Raw genomic sequence first — 13,600 nt, 5'->3', positions numbered from 1 at the left:
CTCAAGGCTCCTTGCATTCAGGCTTTCCCGGTGCGTCCTGCGCGTAAGATGAGACTGGCGTGTGGATGCCGAGCTCCCGGTGGCGCAGGCGAACGTCGGGCTGCTGTTGGGCCAGGTGGTGTGCAAGCCGTTCAGCGAGGTAAACAGAGCGGTGCTGCCCCCCGGTACAGCCGATGGCGACGGTGAGGTAACTCCGATGGCTGCTGCGATAGGCGGGGAGCCAGCGCTCGATCCAGCCGATGATGTCGTCGAGCATCTCGCCGACCAGCGGGTACTGCTCAAGAAAGGCGACGATACTGGGGTCGCGGCCGGTGGCGGAGCGTAGGCGCGGGTCCCAATAGGGATTTGGCAGGCAGCGAGCGTCGAAGACGATATCGGCATCCAGCGGTACGCCCCCCTTGAAGCCGAAGGACTCCACGGTCAGGGTCAGCTGGTCGGGCCGGTGGCTGGCGACCTGGTCGGTAATACGACCGCGCAGGTCGTGTACCGAAAGCCGGGAGGTGTCGATGATCAGATCCGCCAGATTGCGGATGTCGCTCAGGGTAGCATCTTCCGACTCGATCGCTTCCCCCAGCGTCATGTCACTGCCGCGGGTCATCGGGTGGCGACGTCGCGTGGCCGAGTAGCGCTCGATCAGGATACGAGCATCGGTGGTGAGGTAGATGACCTGGCAATCAATCTGCCGCGAGCGAAGCTCCTCGAGCAGGCGTGGAAAGCGCTCCAGGGCGTGGGGCAGGTTGCGGGCATCGATACTGACGGCGATAGAGGATTGGCCGGCCGGTCCGCTGGGGAGTTCCTCCACCAGCGATCCCAGCAGCATGGCCGGGAAGTTGTCGATGGCGTAGAACCCCAGGTCTTCGAGCGCCTGCAGTGCGATCGACTTGCCGGAGCCGGAACGGCCACTGATGATCACGAGCTGCATGCGGGTCTCCTGGTTGGCTGGCCGGGCGGCCCGGGGGAGTCAGGTCGACGTCTGTCGTCGAATCGCCTCGAGGAGTCGCTCGTGGAGCTCACGCTGGCTGGTGCTCTTGCGCAGCCCGACTCGCGTGTCGACGTCGTTCATCACGCTGGCGACCTGGCTGAGTAGCGCCAGGTGCGTGTCATCGGCTTCTTCCGGCACCAGCAGTACGAACACCAGGTCGACCGGTTCGCCGTCTATGGCGTCGAAATCGATGGGCTCAGCCAGTTTCAGGAATGTCGCGACCGGGCTGTGGCAGTGGGGGCTCCGGGCGTGCGGTATGGCCACGCCATTGCCAATACCCGTGCTGCCCAGGCGCTCTCTGCCGATGAGGCGCGCAAAGACTTCCTGGCTGTCGAGGCTTGGTGTGTTCTGGGCGATGAAGGTACTGAAGAACTCCAGTACCCGCTTCTTGCTACCACCGGGCACGCCGAACAGGGCGCGCTCCGGGGGCAGGATGGCTTCAAGTGTCATGTCAATCAGCGAATGCCGGCGCCCTGGGCGCGGGCCTGGGCCTTTTCCTTGTGCTTGACAAGTTGACGATCGAGTTTGTCAGTCAGTGCGTCAATAGCGGCGTACATGTCGGAATCCGTGGACTCGGCGTGAAGGTCAGCGCCAGCGGCATGCAGTGTGCAGGCGGCCAGTTGACGCTCCTTCTCTACCGATAGCGTGACTTGAACGTTGGTGATGTTGTCATAGTGGCGCTGCACACGGGTCAGCTTTTCGCTGACGTAGTCACGCAGGGCATCGGTCAGTTCTACATGGTGGCCAGTAATATTGACTTGCATGACAAGCTCCTTCGTCCTTCGGGTGGTGACTCGATTGTAACCCTTTTTAGGGCCCTGCAAACCCCTCCCTTGTGGGTTTCCTGCTAAGGGTCAAGAGGCCGGCGTCGGGTCAGCGAAATCGCTTGCGCTCGCTGGAAGAGGGTATACCCAGGGCTTCCCGATACTTGGCGACGGTTCGTCGCGCGACGCGGATGCCGTCCTCGGCCAGTAGGTCGGCCAATCGACTGTCCGAAAGCGGCTTGCGCGGCGGCTCGTCCTGGACCAGTTTGCGGATCCGCGCACGGATCGCCGTGCTGGAATAGGCGTCGCCTTCGCCCTCTCCACCGCCGACATGGCTGGAGAAGAAGAACTTTAGCTCAAACACGCCACGCGGTGTGTGAATGAATTTCTGGGTCGTCACGCGGGAAATGGTCGACTCATGCATGTCGACGGCCTGAGCGATATCGGCAAGGATCAGTGGTCGCATGGCCTCTTCCCCCTGCTCGAGGAAATCAAGTTGGCGGGCCATGATCTCCTGGCCCACACGTAGCAGGGTGTCGTTACGGCTGGCCAGACTCTTCATCAGCCAGCGCGCTTCCTGGAGGTGGTTTTTGAGGAACTGGTTGTCCTGGCTCTTGTCGGCACGCCGGACCAGGGCCATGTAGTCGGGTTGGATGCGCAGTCTAGGCAGGGCGTCGGCATTTAGCTCAACGCGCCAGCCGCGCTCGTCGTGGCGAGCGAGCAGGTCGGGAGTGACGTAGTTGCCGCCTACCTCGACAAACTCGCTGCCCGGGCGCGGATCCAGTGAGCGAATCAGTCTAACCACGGTGTTCAGGGAGTCATCGTCCAGGCCCAGGCGGCGCTTGAGCAGTCGCCGATCGTCGCTGGCCAGGGCTTCGAGAAACTGTCGCACGAGGCGACGCGCCTGGGGCAGCAGTGGAGTGTCGTCGGGTAGTGTGGCGAGCTGCAGCATCAGGCATTCGCGCAGGTCCCGGGCAAAGACGCCGGTGGGTTCGAACTGCTGGAGGCGCAGCAGTATCTGCTCGAGCTCTCGGGTCGGTAGGCCCTCCAAGCCTTGCTTGCGCAGCCCGTCACGGATGTCTTCCAGCGGCTGCGCCAGGTAGCCGGTGCTGTCCACCGCATCGATCAGGCTCTCGGCGATCTGGCGCTGGCGCTCACTCAAGTCGGTCATCGCCAGTTGCCATGTCAAGTGGCTGGCCAGGCTCTGGCCTGCGGCCTGGCGCTCGAAATCGGGTCCTTCGCCGCTGCCCGAGCTGGTGCCATGGTCGGGATAGGTGTCCGACCAGTCGCTGTCAGTGGAAAGCTCGGAGGGTATCTCGCTGGCCCAGTCGTCGTCACGGGCTTCTTCGGCGGCCTGTTCGCCGAAATCGTCGTCGAGTTCCAGCATGGGGTTGGCTTCCAGGGCCTGCTGGATTTCCTGGCGCAGATCGAGTGTCGAGAGCTGCAGCAGCGCGATCGCCTGCTGCAACTGGGGGGTCATGGTCAGTTGGGTGCCGACACGGAGTTGCAAGGATGCTTTCATGGCCATGAGGATAGGGGCTCATTTGCCGAAAAGACCCACCCTAGCCCGCCGCGGGTCGACTTGCAAGTCGTTTTGTAGCAATAATCATGCCACGCGCAATTTCCGTGCCGTGTAAGCATATGGTTATTTGTAACAAGAAGTTGTGTCGCCTAGGCTCGCCTCCGTTACAGGCGAAAGTCCTCTCCCAGATAGACTTCACGGACCCTGCGATTGGCCAGAATGGCCTCGGCGTCGCCTTCGGCGATGATCTTTCCATCTCCGACGATATAGGCGGTATTGCAGATGTCCAGCGTCTCGCGAACGTTGTGGTCGGTGATCAGGACACCGATATCGCGTGCCTTGAGCTGACGGATGATGCCCTTGATTTCACCCACCGAAATGGGGTCGACGCCGGCGAAAGGCTCATCGAGGAGGATGAAGGCAGGCTCGGTGGCCAGTGCCCTGGCGATTTCGACTCGCCGCCGCTCGCCGCCCGATAGGCTCATGCCGAGATTGTCGCGGATATGAGTGACGTGAAAGTCTTCCAGCAGTTCCTCGAGACGGGTTTGGCGGCCGCGACGGTCCAGGTCCTTGCGCGTCTCGAGAATCGCCATGATGTTATCCGCCACCGATAGCTTGCGAAAGATCGAGGCTTCCTGGGGGAGGTAGCCGATACCGGCACGAGCACGCTCATGCATGGCAGATCCGCTCAGGTCCAGTTCGTCGATATGCACTTCGCCGGCGTCGGCGCGGACCAGGCCTACGATCATGTAGAAGGAGGTGGTCTTGCCAGCGCCGTTGGGGCCGAGCAGTCCGACGATACTGCCCTGCTCGATGGTGAGGCTGATGTCGTGCACCACGCGGCGGCGCTTGTAAGTCTTGGCCAGATGGGTGGCCCGCAAGGTCTTCATCGGCACATCAGCGCTCCGGTTGCAGGGTCATGCGAATCCGCTGGCGACCTTCGACCCCTTCGCTCTCGGAACGCGCCTGAACCACTCGGCGGTCGAGGAAGTATTCGAGATAGCCGCCATCGAAGGTGTCGCCCCGCTGATGCAGCTCAGCTTGGTCGATCAGCTCCACCCGGCGCTCGGCGACATGATAGATGATGGTTCGTCCCCAGCCACGCACTACGGGTTCATCTGGATCGGGCTGCTGTTCGATATAGGCACGTTCGCCGGTGGCGGTGGCGCGAGTCAGCTCACCTGCCTGGTTGCGGCGGATCTCCACCCGGTCGCCGGTAAGCTGCATGGTGCCTTGGCGAATGTCAACGGCGCCGGTATAGACGGCTGTGCCGGCAGCGTCGTCGAGGTCCAACCGGTCAGCCTCGACTTCGACAGGTTGATCGGCGTCGCGCTGCTGGGCCACGGCGCCGCCGCTTCCCCATGCCATTCCGACCAACGCCAGCGTGAGCAGCATTCGGGTGGTCGGGAACTTGCATCGCTTCATGGCGTGACATCCTCTAGGTTGATGGCGCCGCCCTGGCCCTGCTGGGCGCCTTCGGGGGGGTGGTGGCCGCGCACATTGTCGGTCAATCGTGAACGATTGTCATGGATCCAGGCATCGAAGCGATCGCCGCGCATGTGTTGGGGTGGCTGCTGGAGCAGTGCCGGGGTGTCGCTCCAGGCGTGCCCGGTATTGGCGTCGAAGTGGAGGATTTCGGTGTCGAGTTGCCAGCGCTCCTCCGGGGCAAACAGGCGGGCGTTGCCGGTCAGCGTCAGCGGGTTGCCGCCGGGCCCGATTTGCCCTTCATCGCCGTTGGCGATCCAGCGTCGTTTCTCTCGGTCAATCAAGTAGGCTACCGGGGTCACGGCCCGGGTGATGTCATCGTGGGGGGTGTGTACCAGACGCGGGCTGTCCAGGCGCTGGTGTGCCCGCCCCTGGGCGTCGAACCGCGTCAGCCTGGCCTCTTCGAGAAAGTAGTCAGGCTCCCCAGCTTCGTCGGTGGGTACCGGTCCGGGGGTGGGGGGCTGCCAGGGGATCAGCCATGCCAGCAGCGCTCCCAGGCCAAGCAGGATCAGCAGTAGCCAGAATCGAAACGAGGGGCGGGGCAGGCGCTTGAGTGACATGCGATCAGTGCTGGACGTGAAGGTAGGTGTCGACCAGTGCGTCCCGGTGACCTTGGGCTTCGAGCAGGGTGTCGCAGATTTCGCGAACGGCACCGTGGCCACCACTGCGCACGGTGATCCAGTCGGCCAGGGCGTGAATATAAGGGGGCGCCCCAGGGACGGTGATGCCGATGCCGGCGCGCTGGATGGCGGCCAGGTCGGGGAGGTCGTCTCCGCAGTAGGCGATCTGCTCCAGGGAGAGGTTCTTGCGCCGGCACAGTTCGCGCAGGGTAGCCAGCTTGTCCTCGCAGCTCTGGAAGACGTTGTCAATGCCCAGCGCCGCAGCGCGATGGCTGACCATGGACGACTCACGGCCCGTCAACAGGGCAACCTGGATACCAGCGCGTCGCAGCAGCTTGATGCCCAGTCCGTCCTGGGTGTGGAATGCCTTGATCTCCACGCCGTCGGCCTGGAAGTAGAGGCGTCCGTCGGTCAGTACGCCATCGACGTCGAGTGCCAGCAGCCTGATCTGGCGAAGGCGGTCGCGGAGGTGGGGGTCGTTGATCGGGGTTGCCAGAGCCATGGGCTTTCCTTGTGGTTTAAAGGGTCAGAGGTTCAGAGGGTCAGATCACGCCGCTGCGCAGCAGGTCGTGCATGTGCAGGGCGCCGACCGGGTGCCCCTCGTCGTCGACGACGGCCAGGGCCGTGATCAGGTTGTCCTCCATGACGCGAACCGCCTCGGCGGCCAGGAGGTCAGGGGCGATACGCTTGCCGGGACGGGTCATTACATCATCGACTGTCAGTTGGCTCAGGTCGCTATGTTGGTCCAGGGTGCGACGCAGGTCGCCGTCGGTATAGACACCGATCATTCGATTCTGCTCATCGACGACGCATGTGAAGCCGAGCCCCTGCCGAGATATTTCAAGCAGGGCGTCCCGCAGAGGGCTGCCCAGCGGTACGCTCGGCAGCCGTGCGCCCTGATGCATGAGATCAGCGACTCGCAGCAAGAGCCGTTTGCCGAGGCTGCCACCCGGGTGGGAACGCGCGAAGTCCTCGGCGGTGAAGCCGCGCGCTTCCAGCAGGGCGACGGCCAGGGCATCTCCCAGAGCGAGTGCTGCAGTGGTCGAGGCGGTGGGAGCCAGGTCCAGCGGGCAGGCCTCCCGGGCGACGCCGGCATCGAGATGGGCGTCTGCATGGCGTGCCAGGGTCGAGTCGGCGCGCCCCGTCATGCTGATCAGCGGTGTGCCCAGGCGCTTCAGCAATGGCAAAATCGCCGTGACCTCGCCGGTTTCGCCGGAGTTGGAAAGGGCCAGCACGACGTCCCCGGGGGTGATCATGCCGAGGTCTCCATGGCTTGCTTCGCCGGGGTGGACAAAGAAGGCGGGCGTGCCGGTGCTGGCCAGGGTTGCCGCGATCTTGCCGGCAATATGGCCGGACTTGCCCATGCCGGTGACGACCACCCGACCCTGGCAGGCGAGCATCAACTCGCAGGCGTGATCGAAATGGCTGTCCAGGCGGTTGGCAAGCGCGGCGATGGCCTGCTGTTCAACCTTCAGAGTGCGGCGCGCGCTGTCCCGCAATGGCGAAGCACCGTTGGCAGGCTCGACAGGCTGGGAGGTGGAAGTGTCATTGGTCATGAAGATGATTGTTGCCCGTTGTGGGGTTTCACTCAAGGACTGCCGTTGCCGGCAATAGCCAGCCAGCCCAGATAGGCGAGATAGAGCGCCAGCAGCAAGCCGCCCGACAGTCGTTGGATGCGACCATGGCGCTGCCACATTAGTAATATGGCCAGGGCCAGAGTCAGCAGTAGCATGACGGGATAGTCACGGCTGGCCGCTGCGGCATCTATCGGACCGGGTGCGAGGAGGGCCGGGATGGGCAGTACCGCCAGCAGATTGAATAGATTCGAGCCGATGATGTTGCCAATCGCCAGATCGTGGTGTCCCTTCAGGGCGCTCGCCAGGCAGGCGGCGAGTTCCGGTAGGCTGGTGCCGATGGCCACGACGGTGAGGCCGATGATCAGTTCGCTGATGCCCATGCCCTCGGCCAGTGCGCTGGCGCCCCAGACCAGTACCCTGGAGCTGAGAGTCAGCAATAGCAGCGTGCCGACCAGCCAGTAGATCGCACGTGGCAGCGCCAGGTCGGGTATCTCGCCGACAGGTATGCTGTCCGGCGTATCGGCGCGCACCAGCCACCAAAGACTGAAGATCAGCAGCAGCGAGAGGAGTAGTGCATCGAAGTACCCCAGGATGCCGTTGGCCAGGGCATATCCTGCCATGCCGGTGGCACCCAGCAGCAGCGGTAGTTCCCGACGCACCAGGGAGAAGGGTACGGGAACTGGTCGTATCAGGGTGGTGACGCCGAGCACTAGGCCGATATTGGCGATATTCGAGCCTAGCGCGTTGCCGGTGGCCAGATCGGGAATCCCGTCCAGGGCGGCGATGACAGCCACTACCATTTCCGGTGCCGAGGTTCCCAGCGCCACGACGGTCATGCCAATCAGCAGTGTGCTCAGCCCGCTGCCGCGAGCGGTGGCCGCGGCAGCACCGACGAAGCGATCGGCACTCCAGACCAGGCCGATGAGGCCGATGGCGACCATGAGCAGGGGTATCAACATGAGTAGGGATGGGCCGAGGGTCAGGAGGCGCATATTAGACGTGCTGAAGGGCCGCTATGCAAGTGCAGTCGGGGTTGGGCTGGCGCCCTGCGGCCGGGTTAGGATACGATGTTCGATAATTTTTCCGATGGACGTCGCGCAATGACCGATTCCCCTTTCGTGGTGGTGGAGGGTCTGCATTTTGCCCGGGGGGATATGGACATCTTCCGTGGCGTGGAGCTGCAGATTCCGCGAGGCAAGATCACCGCCATCCTGGGTCCCAGCGGCACGGGAAAGACGACCCTGCTCAAGCTGATTGGCGGACAGCTTGCTCCCGATGCGGGCCGTGTCACGATCGACGGCGAAGATGTGCATGCCCTGCCGCGCAAGGCGCTGTTCCGGCTGCGGCGACGGATGGGTATGCTGTTTCAGAGCGGTGCGCTCTTCTCCGACCTCAGTGTGTTCGAAAACGTAGCCTTTCCCCTGCAGGTGCATACCGACCTGCCCGAGACGATGATCCGTGACGTGGCGCTGATGAAGCTGCAGGCAGTCGGGCTGCGCGGGGCGCGTGAGCTGATGCCCTCCGAGCTTTCCGGGGGCATGGCCCGCCGGGTTGCCCTGGCCCGGGCCATTGCTCTGGACCCTGAGCTGATTCTCTACGACGAGCCCTTCGTGGGACAGGATCCGATCTCCAAGGGCGTGCTGGTACAGCTGATAAAGCGGCTCAACGAAGCACTTGGGCTTACCGCCATCGTGGTGTCGCACGATATTCAGGAGACGCTGTCCATCGCCGACTATGTTTATGTGATCTCCGATGGTCGGGTCATGGCTCACGGCACGCCGGACTCGCTGGATGTGGATGAAGATCCGCGAGTCAGCCAGTTCGTTCATGGCGAGCCCGACGGCCCGGTACCTTTTCATTATCCGGCGACGGATTTCTTCAGCGACATCCTCAATATGGAGGAGCGTCGATGATTGGCCGAATCGTGAGCCTGGGACGCCGCGGTTGCGACGTGCTCGAAGCCCTGGGTCGGGCGGGACAGTTCATGGCCCAGTCCGCCGTTGGCGTGCCATCACGGGAGGGTTGGTACCTTTGGCTGCGCCAGGTGCACTTCGTCGGGGTGCTCTCACTGGCCATCGTGCTGGTATCGGGGCTCTTCATCGGCATGGTTCTGGCGCTGCAGGGATACACCCTGCTGGTCGATTTCGGCGCCGAGCAGGCGCTGGGTCAGATGGTGGCGCTATCGCTGTTGCGTGAACTCTCTCCGGTGGTTGCTGCGCTGCTGTTTGCCGGGCGGGCCGGCTCTGCGTTGACCGCCGAGATCGGCCTGATGAAGGCCACCGAGCAGCTCACCAGCATGGAGATGATTGGCGTCGACCCGCTGCGGCGGGTGGTGGCTCCCAGACTGTGGGCCGGTTTCGTGGCACTGCCTGTGTTGACCGTCGGCTTCAGCGTGGTCGGCATCTATGGCGGTTACCTGGTCGGTGTCGAATGGCTCGGGCTCTTCGAAGGCTCCTACTGGAGCAACATGCAGGCTAGTGTCGACTTCGTCGGCGATGTGGGCAACGGTATGCTCAAGAGTGTTGTCTTCGCTCTGGTGGTCACTTGGATTGCGGTATTTCAGGGCTATGACCTGGTGCCTACCTCGGAAGGCATTTCCCGTGCCACCACGCGAACGGTGGTCTACTCCTCGCTGGCGGTGCTCGGCCTGGATTTCGTGCTCACCGCGCTGATGTTTGGAGGATTTTCCTGATGACGGGTAGGCTTGTTTCGATGTTCGGAGAGACGGAATGAAGCGTAGCAAGACGATGGAACTGGGTGTCGGTCTGTTCATGTTGGCGGGTATTCTTGGGCTGTTGTTCCTGGGAATGCGGGTTAGTGGCATGGCCTTCACAGCGCCGGGTGATACTTTTCGCCTCGAGGCCAACTTTGCCAATATCGGCAGCCTCAAGCCACGCGCGAGGGTCACCATGTCGGGCGTGACCGTAGGCCGTGTCACCGCCATCGAACTCGATACCGACTGGTACGATGCCCGCGTAGTGCTGGACCTCGACGGCGAACTCGAGGGCCAGCTTTCCCGCGATACGACCGCTGCGATTCTTACTGCTGGTCTGCTCGGCGAGCAGTATATCGGGCTCACGGTGGGAGGAGACCCGGACACCCTTGCCGATGGCGATACCATCCGCGATACCCAGTCTGCCATGGTGCTGGAAGAACTCATCCAGCAATTCGTGTCCAATATGGTCAGCGACTAGAGGCCCTGCCTCGCGTCAATCAATCATCGTTTCGTTCGAGGTCAACCCATGACACTGATGCCTAGCCCCCACACTCTCCTTCGACTGCTGGTGGTCGGGTTGAGCTTGTCACTGTTTTCCCTTTCGGCCCAGGCCGAGCCGGAGCGCAGCCCGGAGCAGGTCATTCGCGACAGTATTAATCACATGATGGGTCAGATAGAGGGGCGGGAAGACTACTTTGCGGTCAACGTCGACGAGCTCGAGTCACTTGTCGACGAGAGTCTGGAAGACATTGCCGACTTTCGCTACATCGGGGCGAGTGTGATGGGGCGCTATTTCCAGAATGCAACGCCCCAACAGCGCTCCCGTTTCGCCAATACGTTTCGCCAGACCCTGATCGACACCTATACCAAGGGCCTTGTCACTTTCGACTATCGCGAACTTCGGGTGCTGGACAGTCAGCGGCCGCCGCGCCATGAGGATCAGGCGAGCGTTGCCATGGAGGTGGTAGCCGTCGATGGCAGCGTCTACCCCGTCAGCTACACCCTGCGCCTTTCGGACGGTCAGTGGAAGGTGGTCAATGTCATCGTGAATGGCATCAACCTGGGGCTGACGTTCCGCAACCAGTTCGATCAGGCCATGCGCGATCACAATCGCGATTACGATGCCGTGATCGACTCCTGGTCGCCGGAGCTGGCTGCCGAGGAGCTCGAAGAAGGCGGGAGTCAATGAGCTTGCTGCTCGACCAGGGTGGTGTCCGTCTCGAGGCCGGCCCCGCCAGGCTGGCCGTGACTGGCGACGTCGATTTCGACATAGCGGCTCAGCTCGCCGACGCCGGTAGCGGTTGGTTGGCCGAACAGCCGGCCGGTTCCCGGCTGGAATTGGACCTGCATGGCGTCGAGCGAGTCAGCAGCGCTGCGCTCAGCGTCTTGCTCGAGTGGACTCGGCGCGCTCGCAAGGCCGGTATCCAGATTGATTCGGTAAGTCTCTCCGAGCCCCTGGCCAGGTTGACCAGGGTCGCTGGGCTCGATGCCCTGCTCCCGGTCACCGAAACCCCTTCCTCTTGAGTTCTGCGCTGCCCGGGCATCGCCAACTGGGGCGCTTTTCATTACCATGTCACCATTGTTTGACTCTGGCACCGGCCACTGCGCTTGCGTGCCTACTTTTCGATCCACAGGAGTTCCGGTTTCCATGCAACCCAGTGACGTCAAGGTGCTGCTAGAGGCCCGTATCGAGGGCTGCGATTTCCACATTCAGGGCGAAGGCTGCAATTTTCAGGTCATCGCAGTGGGCGAGGTGTTCGACGGCCTGTCCCCAGTCAAGCGCCAGCAGTTGATCTATGGCGCCCTGTCGGAAGAGATCGCCTCCGGTGCCGTTCATGCCGTCAGCATCAAGACCTACACCCCGGCGCAGTGGGCTAGCGCGCCGGAGAATGCGGCTTCACAGAACCAGGGTGCCTGACGGTCGAACCTCCATGGACAAGTTGATCATAACCGGTAATGGCCCCGTCAGCGGCGAGGTCTGGGCCAGCGGCGCCAAGAACGCAGCCCTGCCCATTCTATGTGCCACATTGCTCGGCGATGAGCCCGTGACCATCGGCAATCTGCCACATCTCCAGGACATCACGACTACGCTGGAGCTGCTTGGCCGCATGGGCGTCGAGCCCGTAATGGGCGAGAAGATGACCATTCAGCTGGACGGTTCCCAGGTGAAGGATTGTCATGCGCCCTATGAGCTGGTCAAGAAGATGCGCGCCTCCATACTCGTGCTCGGCCCGCTGTTGGCACACTTTGGCCATGCGGACGTCTCGTTGCCCGGCGGCTGTGCCATCGGCTCACGCCCCGTGGACCTGCATATCCGGGGCCTGGAGGCCATGGGTGCGGAGATCCGCGTCGAGGCCGGCTATATTCGCGCACGGGTCGACGGCCGTCTCAAGGGCGCCACGATCTACTTCGACACCGTGACCGTCACCGGCACCGAAAACCTGCTGATGGCCGCGACCCTGGCTGCCGGTACCACGATACTGGAGAACGCCGCACGCGAGCCCGAGGTGGTCGACCTGGCAGAGTGCCTGATCAAGATGGGGGCGAAGATTCGTGGCCACGGCACGGATACTATCGTGATCGAGGGTGTCGAGCGGCTCCACGGTGCCTATCATGACGTCATGCCGGACCGTATCGAGACCGGCACTTTCCTGGTGGCAGCCGCACTCAGTCGCGGCAAGGTTCGGGTGCGCAATACTCGTGCCGACATTCTGGAGGCCGTGCTGGCCAAGCTGGAGGAGGCCGGTGCCAAGATCACCTTGGGTGACGGCTGGATCGAGTTGGATATGGAGGGGCGCCGGCCCCGGCCGGTCAATATCCGTACGGCGCCGTATCCCGCCTTTCCCACCGATATGCAAGCCCAGTTCGTGGCGCTCAATGCAGTGGCGGACGGCAACTCGCGGGTCGTCGAGACTATCTTCGAGAACCGCTTCATGCACGTTCAGGAGCTGAACCGCATGGGAGCAAAGATCGTGCTCGAGGGTAATGCCGCGCTGATTACCGGTGTCGAGCGGCTCTCGGGGGCGCCGGTCATGGCAACCGACCTGCGGGCCTCGGCCTCACTGGTGATCGTGGCCATGATGGCCGAAGGCGAGACCCTGGTGGATCGCATCTATCACATCGATCGCGGCTATGAGTGCATAGAGGAGAAGCTTCAGCTTCTAGGCGCGCGGATCCGTCGAATCCCCGGCTGAGTGGCTCCTTCGACAATCGCTTTTCCCGACCACAGGCGAGATCATGAGCAAGCAACTGATTCTGGCCCTCTCCAAGGGCCGTATTCTCGACGAAACCCTGCCGCTGCTGGCCGATGCCGGCATCACGCCGGCAGAGGACCTGGGCAAGAGCCGCAAGTTGCTCTTCGACACCAATCTGGCTGACGTAAAGCTGGTGATCATCCGTGCCACCGACGTGCCGACGTACGTCCAGCTTGGGGCTGCCGACCTGGGGGTCGCTGGTAAAGACGTGTTGCTCGAGCACGGCGCTGAGGGTCTCTATGAGCCGCTGGATCTCGAGATCGCCAGATGCAAGTTGATGACCGCCGGCATTGACGGTGCCAAACCGGCTCGTGCACGCCGCCGGGTGGCCACCAAATTCGTCAACGTGGCGCGACGGTATTACGCGGAGCAGGGCATCCAGGCCGAGGTGATCAAGCTCTATGGTGCCATGGAACTGGCGCCGTTGATGAACCTGGCAGATGAGATCGTCGATATCGTCGATACCGGCAATACGCTGCGTGCCAACGGCATGTCGCCGCGGGAACTGATCGCACCAATCAGCACTCGCCTGGTGGTCAATAAGGCGGCCATGACCATGAAGCACGACCGACTCAAGCCGTTGATAGCGCGCCTGACCGATGCGGTGGGCAAGCGGCGTACTACTGAAGGTGCGGTCTCGCCTTGAACGCTGCAGGCGAGGGAGCACGTTGCGACTGCCA

The 13,600-nt window shown here is 62.8% G+C and carries 18 protein-coding genes; 8 read left to right on the top strand and 10 right to left on the bottom strand.

Translation table 11 applies throughout. The annotated features are described in order from the left end of the window. Nucleotide 1: 1 nt before the first annotated feature. From rapZ to DU490_RS02680, 10 genes are all read right to left on the bottom strand, one after another. Entirely contained in the window at nucleotides 2-922 is a 921-nt protein-coding gene (rapZ, locus tag DU490_RS02725; protein ID WP_114572802.1) for an RNase adapter RapZ, read from the bottom strand. A gap of 39 nt (nucleotides 923-961) precedes the next feature. Beyond that, a complete protein-coding gene (locus tag DU490_RS02720; RefSeq protein ID WP_114572801.1) occupies nucleotides 962-1,432 on the bottom strand; it encodes a PTS sugar transporter subunit IIA in 471 nt (156 codons plus the stop codon). 5 nt (nucleotides 1,433-1,437) lie between these two features. After that, nucleotides 1,438-1,746, bottom strand: a complete 309-nt coding sequence (gene hpf / locus DU490_RS02715; protein WP_114572800.1) for a ribosome hibernation-promoting factor, HPF/YfiA family — start codon at nucleotides 1,744-1,746, stop codon at nucleotides 1,438-1,440. Between the two features lie 109 nt (nucleotides 1,747-1,855). Further along, complete coding sequence (locus DU490_RS02710; protein WP_114572799.1) at nucleotides 1,856-3,274, bottom strand: RNA polymerase factor sigma-54; 1,419 nt, start codon at nucleotides 3,272-3,274, stop codon at nucleotides 1,856-1,858. A gap of 158 nt (nucleotides 3,275-3,432) precedes the next feature. Then, nucleotides 3,433-4,158, bottom strand: coding sequence for an LPS export ABC transporter ATP-binding protein (gene lptB / locus DU490_RS02705; protein ID WP_114572842.1), 726 nt, complete (start codon nucleotides 4,156-4,158; stop codon nucleotides 3,433-3,435). A gap of 7 nt (nucleotides 4,159-4,165) precedes the next feature. Beyond that, nucleotides 4,166-4,693, bottom strand: coding sequence for a lipopolysaccharide transport periplasmic protein LptA (gene lptA / locus DU490_RS02700; protein ID WP_181869934.1), 528 nt, complete (start codon nucleotides 4,691-4,693; stop codon nucleotides 4,166-4,168). Further along, a complete protein-coding gene (gene lptC, locus DU490_RS02695) occupies nucleotides 4,690-5,313 on the bottom strand; it encodes an LPS export ABC transporter periplasmic protein LptC (protein WP_114572798.1) in 624 nt (207 codons plus the stop codon). The genes lptA and lptC overlap by 4 nt, the downstream gene beginning before the upstream one ends. 4 nt (nucleotides 5,314-5,317) lie before the next feature. Continuing rightward, nucleotides 5,318-5,875 (bottom strand): HAD family hydrolase, encoded by a 558-nt coding sequence (locus DU490_RS02690; RefSeq protein WP_114572797.1) that lies wholly within the window; start codon nucleotides 5,873-5,875, stop codon nucleotides 5,318-5,320. 40 nt (nucleotides 5,876-5,915) lie between these two features. Next, nucleotides 5,916-6,929 (bottom strand): KpsF/GutQ family sugar-phosphate isomerase, encoded by a 1,014-nt coding sequence (locus DU490_RS02685; protein ID WP_114572796.1) that lies wholly within the window; start codon nucleotides 6,927-6,929, stop codon nucleotides 5,916-5,918. A 32-nt stretch (nucleotides 6,930-6,961) separates the two neighbouring features. Next, nucleotides 6,962-7,942, bottom strand: a complete 981-nt coding sequence (locus DU490_RS02680) for a calcium/sodium antiporter (RefSeq protein ID WP_258801176.1) — start codon at nucleotides 7,940-7,942, stop codon at nucleotides 6,962-6,964. Nucleotides 7,943-8,050: 108 nt separating this feature from the next. Between DU490_RS02680 and DU490_RS02675 the strand changes: the two genes are divergently transcribed. The 8 genes from DU490_RS02675 to hisG all read left to right on the top strand — a co-directional run bounded on the left by DU490_RS02675 (nucleotide 8,051) and on the right by hisG (nucleotide 13,566). Then, nucleotides 8,051-8,863: an ABC transporter ATP-binding protein gene (locus DU490_RS02675; RefSeq protein WP_114572840.1), complete on the top strand. Its 813-nt coding sequence runs from the start codon at nucleotides 8,051-8,053 to the stop codon at nucleotides 8,861-8,863. After that, complete coding sequence (gene mlaE / locus DU490_RS02670) at nucleotides 8,860-9,642, top strand: lipid asymmetry maintenance ABC transporter permease subunit MlaE (RefSeq protein ID WP_114572795.1); 783 nt, start codon at nucleotides 8,860-8,862, stop codon at nucleotides 9,640-9,642. The genes DU490_RS02675 and mlaE overlap by 4 nt, the downstream gene beginning before the upstream one ends. Before the next feature lie 37 nt (nucleotides 9,643-9,679). Next, complete coding sequence (mlaD, locus tag DU490_RS02665; RefSeq protein WP_114572794.1) at nucleotides 9,680-10,144, top strand: outer membrane lipid asymmetry maintenance protein MlaD; 465 nt, start codon at nucleotides 9,680-9,682, stop codon at nucleotides 10,142-10,144. A 48-nt stretch (nucleotides 10,145-10,192) separates the two neighbouring features. Then, entirely contained in the window at nucleotides 10,193-10,855 is a 663-nt protein-coding gene (locus DU490_RS02660; RefSeq protein ID WP_114572793.1) for a phospholipid-binding protein MlaC, read from the top strand. Next, nucleotides 10,852-11,190 carry a lipid asymmetry maintenance protein MlaB gene (locus DU490_RS02655; RefSeq protein ID WP_114572792.1) on the top strand — a complete coding sequence of 113 codons (339 nt, stop codon included), beginning with the start codon at nucleotides 10,852-10,854 and terminating at the stop codon, nucleotides 11,188-11,190. Before DU490_RS02660 ends, DU490_RS02655 begins: the two co-directional genes overlap by 4 nt. Nucleotides 11,191-11,314: 124 nt before the next feature. Next, nucleotides 11,315-11,584, top strand: coding sequence for a BolA family protein (locus DU490_RS02650; protein ID WP_114572791.1), 270 nt, complete (start codon nucleotides 11,315-11,317; stop codon nucleotides 11,582-11,584). A 13-nt stretch (nucleotides 11,585-11,597) separates the two neighbouring features. Next, entirely contained in the window at nucleotides 11,598-12,860 is a 1,263-nt protein-coding gene (gene murA, locus DU490_RS02645; protein ID WP_114572790.1) for a UDP-N-acetylglucosamine 1-carboxyvinyltransferase, read from the top strand. A 43-nt stretch (nucleotides 12,861-12,903) separates the two neighbouring features. Further along, nucleotides 12,904-13,566: an ATP phosphoribosyltransferase gene (gene hisG, locus DU490_RS02640; RefSeq protein WP_114572789.1), complete on the top strand. Its 663-nt coding sequence runs from the start codon at nucleotides 12,904-12,906 to the stop codon at nucleotides 13,564-13,566. The last annotated feature ends 34 nt before the right edge of the window (nucleotides 13,567-13,600 follow it).

The organism is Halomonas sp. DQ26W (assembly GCF_003339685.1).
GTDB lineage: Bacteria > Pseudomonadota > Gammaproteobacteria > Pseudomonadales > Halomonadaceae > Halomonas.
The sequence above is the reverse complement of the archived record's forward strand: the minus strand, read 5'-3'. Positions and strand labels throughout refer to the sequence as shown.

What these genes read in the sequence shown, in the direction of transcription:
- rapZ (WP_114572802.1), bottom strand. Translation starts at nt 922, where the DNA reads ATGCAGCTCGTGATCATCAGTGGCCGTTCCGGCTCCGGCAAGTCGATC.
- DU490_RS02720 (WP_114572801.1), bottom strand. Translation starts at nt 1,432, where the DNA reads ATGACACTTGAAGCCATCCTGCCCCCGGAGCGCGCCCTGTTCGGCGTG.
- hpf (WP_114572800.1), bottom strand. Translation starts at nt 1,746, where the DNA reads ATGCAAGTCAATATTACTGGCCACCATGTAGAACTGACCGATGCCCTG.
- DU490_RS02710 (WP_114572799.1), bottom strand. Translation starts at nt 3,274, where the DNA reads ATGGCCATGAAAGCATCCTTGCAACTCCGTGTCGGCACCCAACTGACC.
- lptB (WP_114572842.1), bottom strand. Translation starts at nt 4,158, where the DNA reads ATGAAGACCTTGCGGGCCACCCATCTGGCCAAGACTTACAAGCGCCGC.
- lptA (WP_181869934.1), bottom strand. Translation starts at nt 4,693, where the DNA reads ATGAAGCGATGCAAGTTCCCGACCACCCGAATGCTGCTCACGCTGGCG.
- lptC (WP_114572798.1), bottom strand. Translation starts at nt 5,313, where the DNA reads ATGTCACTCAAGCGCCTGCCCCGCCCCTCGTTTCGATTCTGGCTACTG.
- DU490_RS02690 (WP_114572797.1), bottom strand. Translation starts at nt 5,875, where the DNA reads ATGGCTCTGGCAACCCCGATCAACGACCCCCACCTCCGCGACCGCCTT.
- DU490_RS02685 (WP_114572796.1), bottom strand. Translation starts at nt 6,929, where the DNA reads ATGACCAATGACACTTCCACCTCCCAGCCTGTCGAGCCTGCCAACGGT.
- DU490_RS02680 (WP_258801176.1), bottom strand. Translation starts at nt 7,942, where the DNA reads ATGCGCCTCCTGACCCTCGGCCCATCCCTACTCATGTTGATACCCCTG.
- DU490_RS02675 (WP_114572840.1), top strand. Translation starts at nt 8,051, where the DNA reads ATGACCGATTCCCCTTTCGTGGTGGTGGAGGGTCTGCATTTTGCCCGG.
- mlaE (WP_114572795.1), top strand. Translation starts at nt 8,860, where the DNA reads ATGATTGGCCGAATCGTGAGCCTGGGACGCCGCGGTTGCGACGTGCTC.
- mlaD (WP_114572794.1), top strand. Translation starts at nt 9,680, where the DNA reads ATGAAGCGTAGCAAGACGATGGAACTGGGTGTCGGTCTGTTCATGTTG.
- DU490_RS02660 (WP_114572793.1), top strand. Translation starts at nt 10,193, where the DNA reads ATGACACTGATGCCTAGCCCCCACACTCTCCTTCGACTGCTGGTGGTC.
- DU490_RS02655 (WP_114572792.1), top strand. Translation starts at nt 10,852, where the DNA reads ATGAGCTTGCTGCTCGACCAGGGTGGTGTCCGTCTCGAGGCCGGCCCC.
- DU490_RS02650 (WP_114572791.1), top strand. Translation starts at nt 11,315, where the DNA reads ATGCAACCCAGTGACGTCAAGGTGCTGCTAGAGGCCCGTATCGAGGGC.
- murA (WP_114572790.1), top strand. Translation starts at nt 11,598, where the DNA reads ATGGACAAGTTGATCATAACCGGTAATGGCCCCGTCAGCGGCGAGGTC.
- hisG (WP_114572789.1), top strand. Translation starts at nt 12,904, where the DNA reads ATGAGCAAGCAACTGATTCTGGCCCTCTCCAAGGGCCGTATTCTCGAC.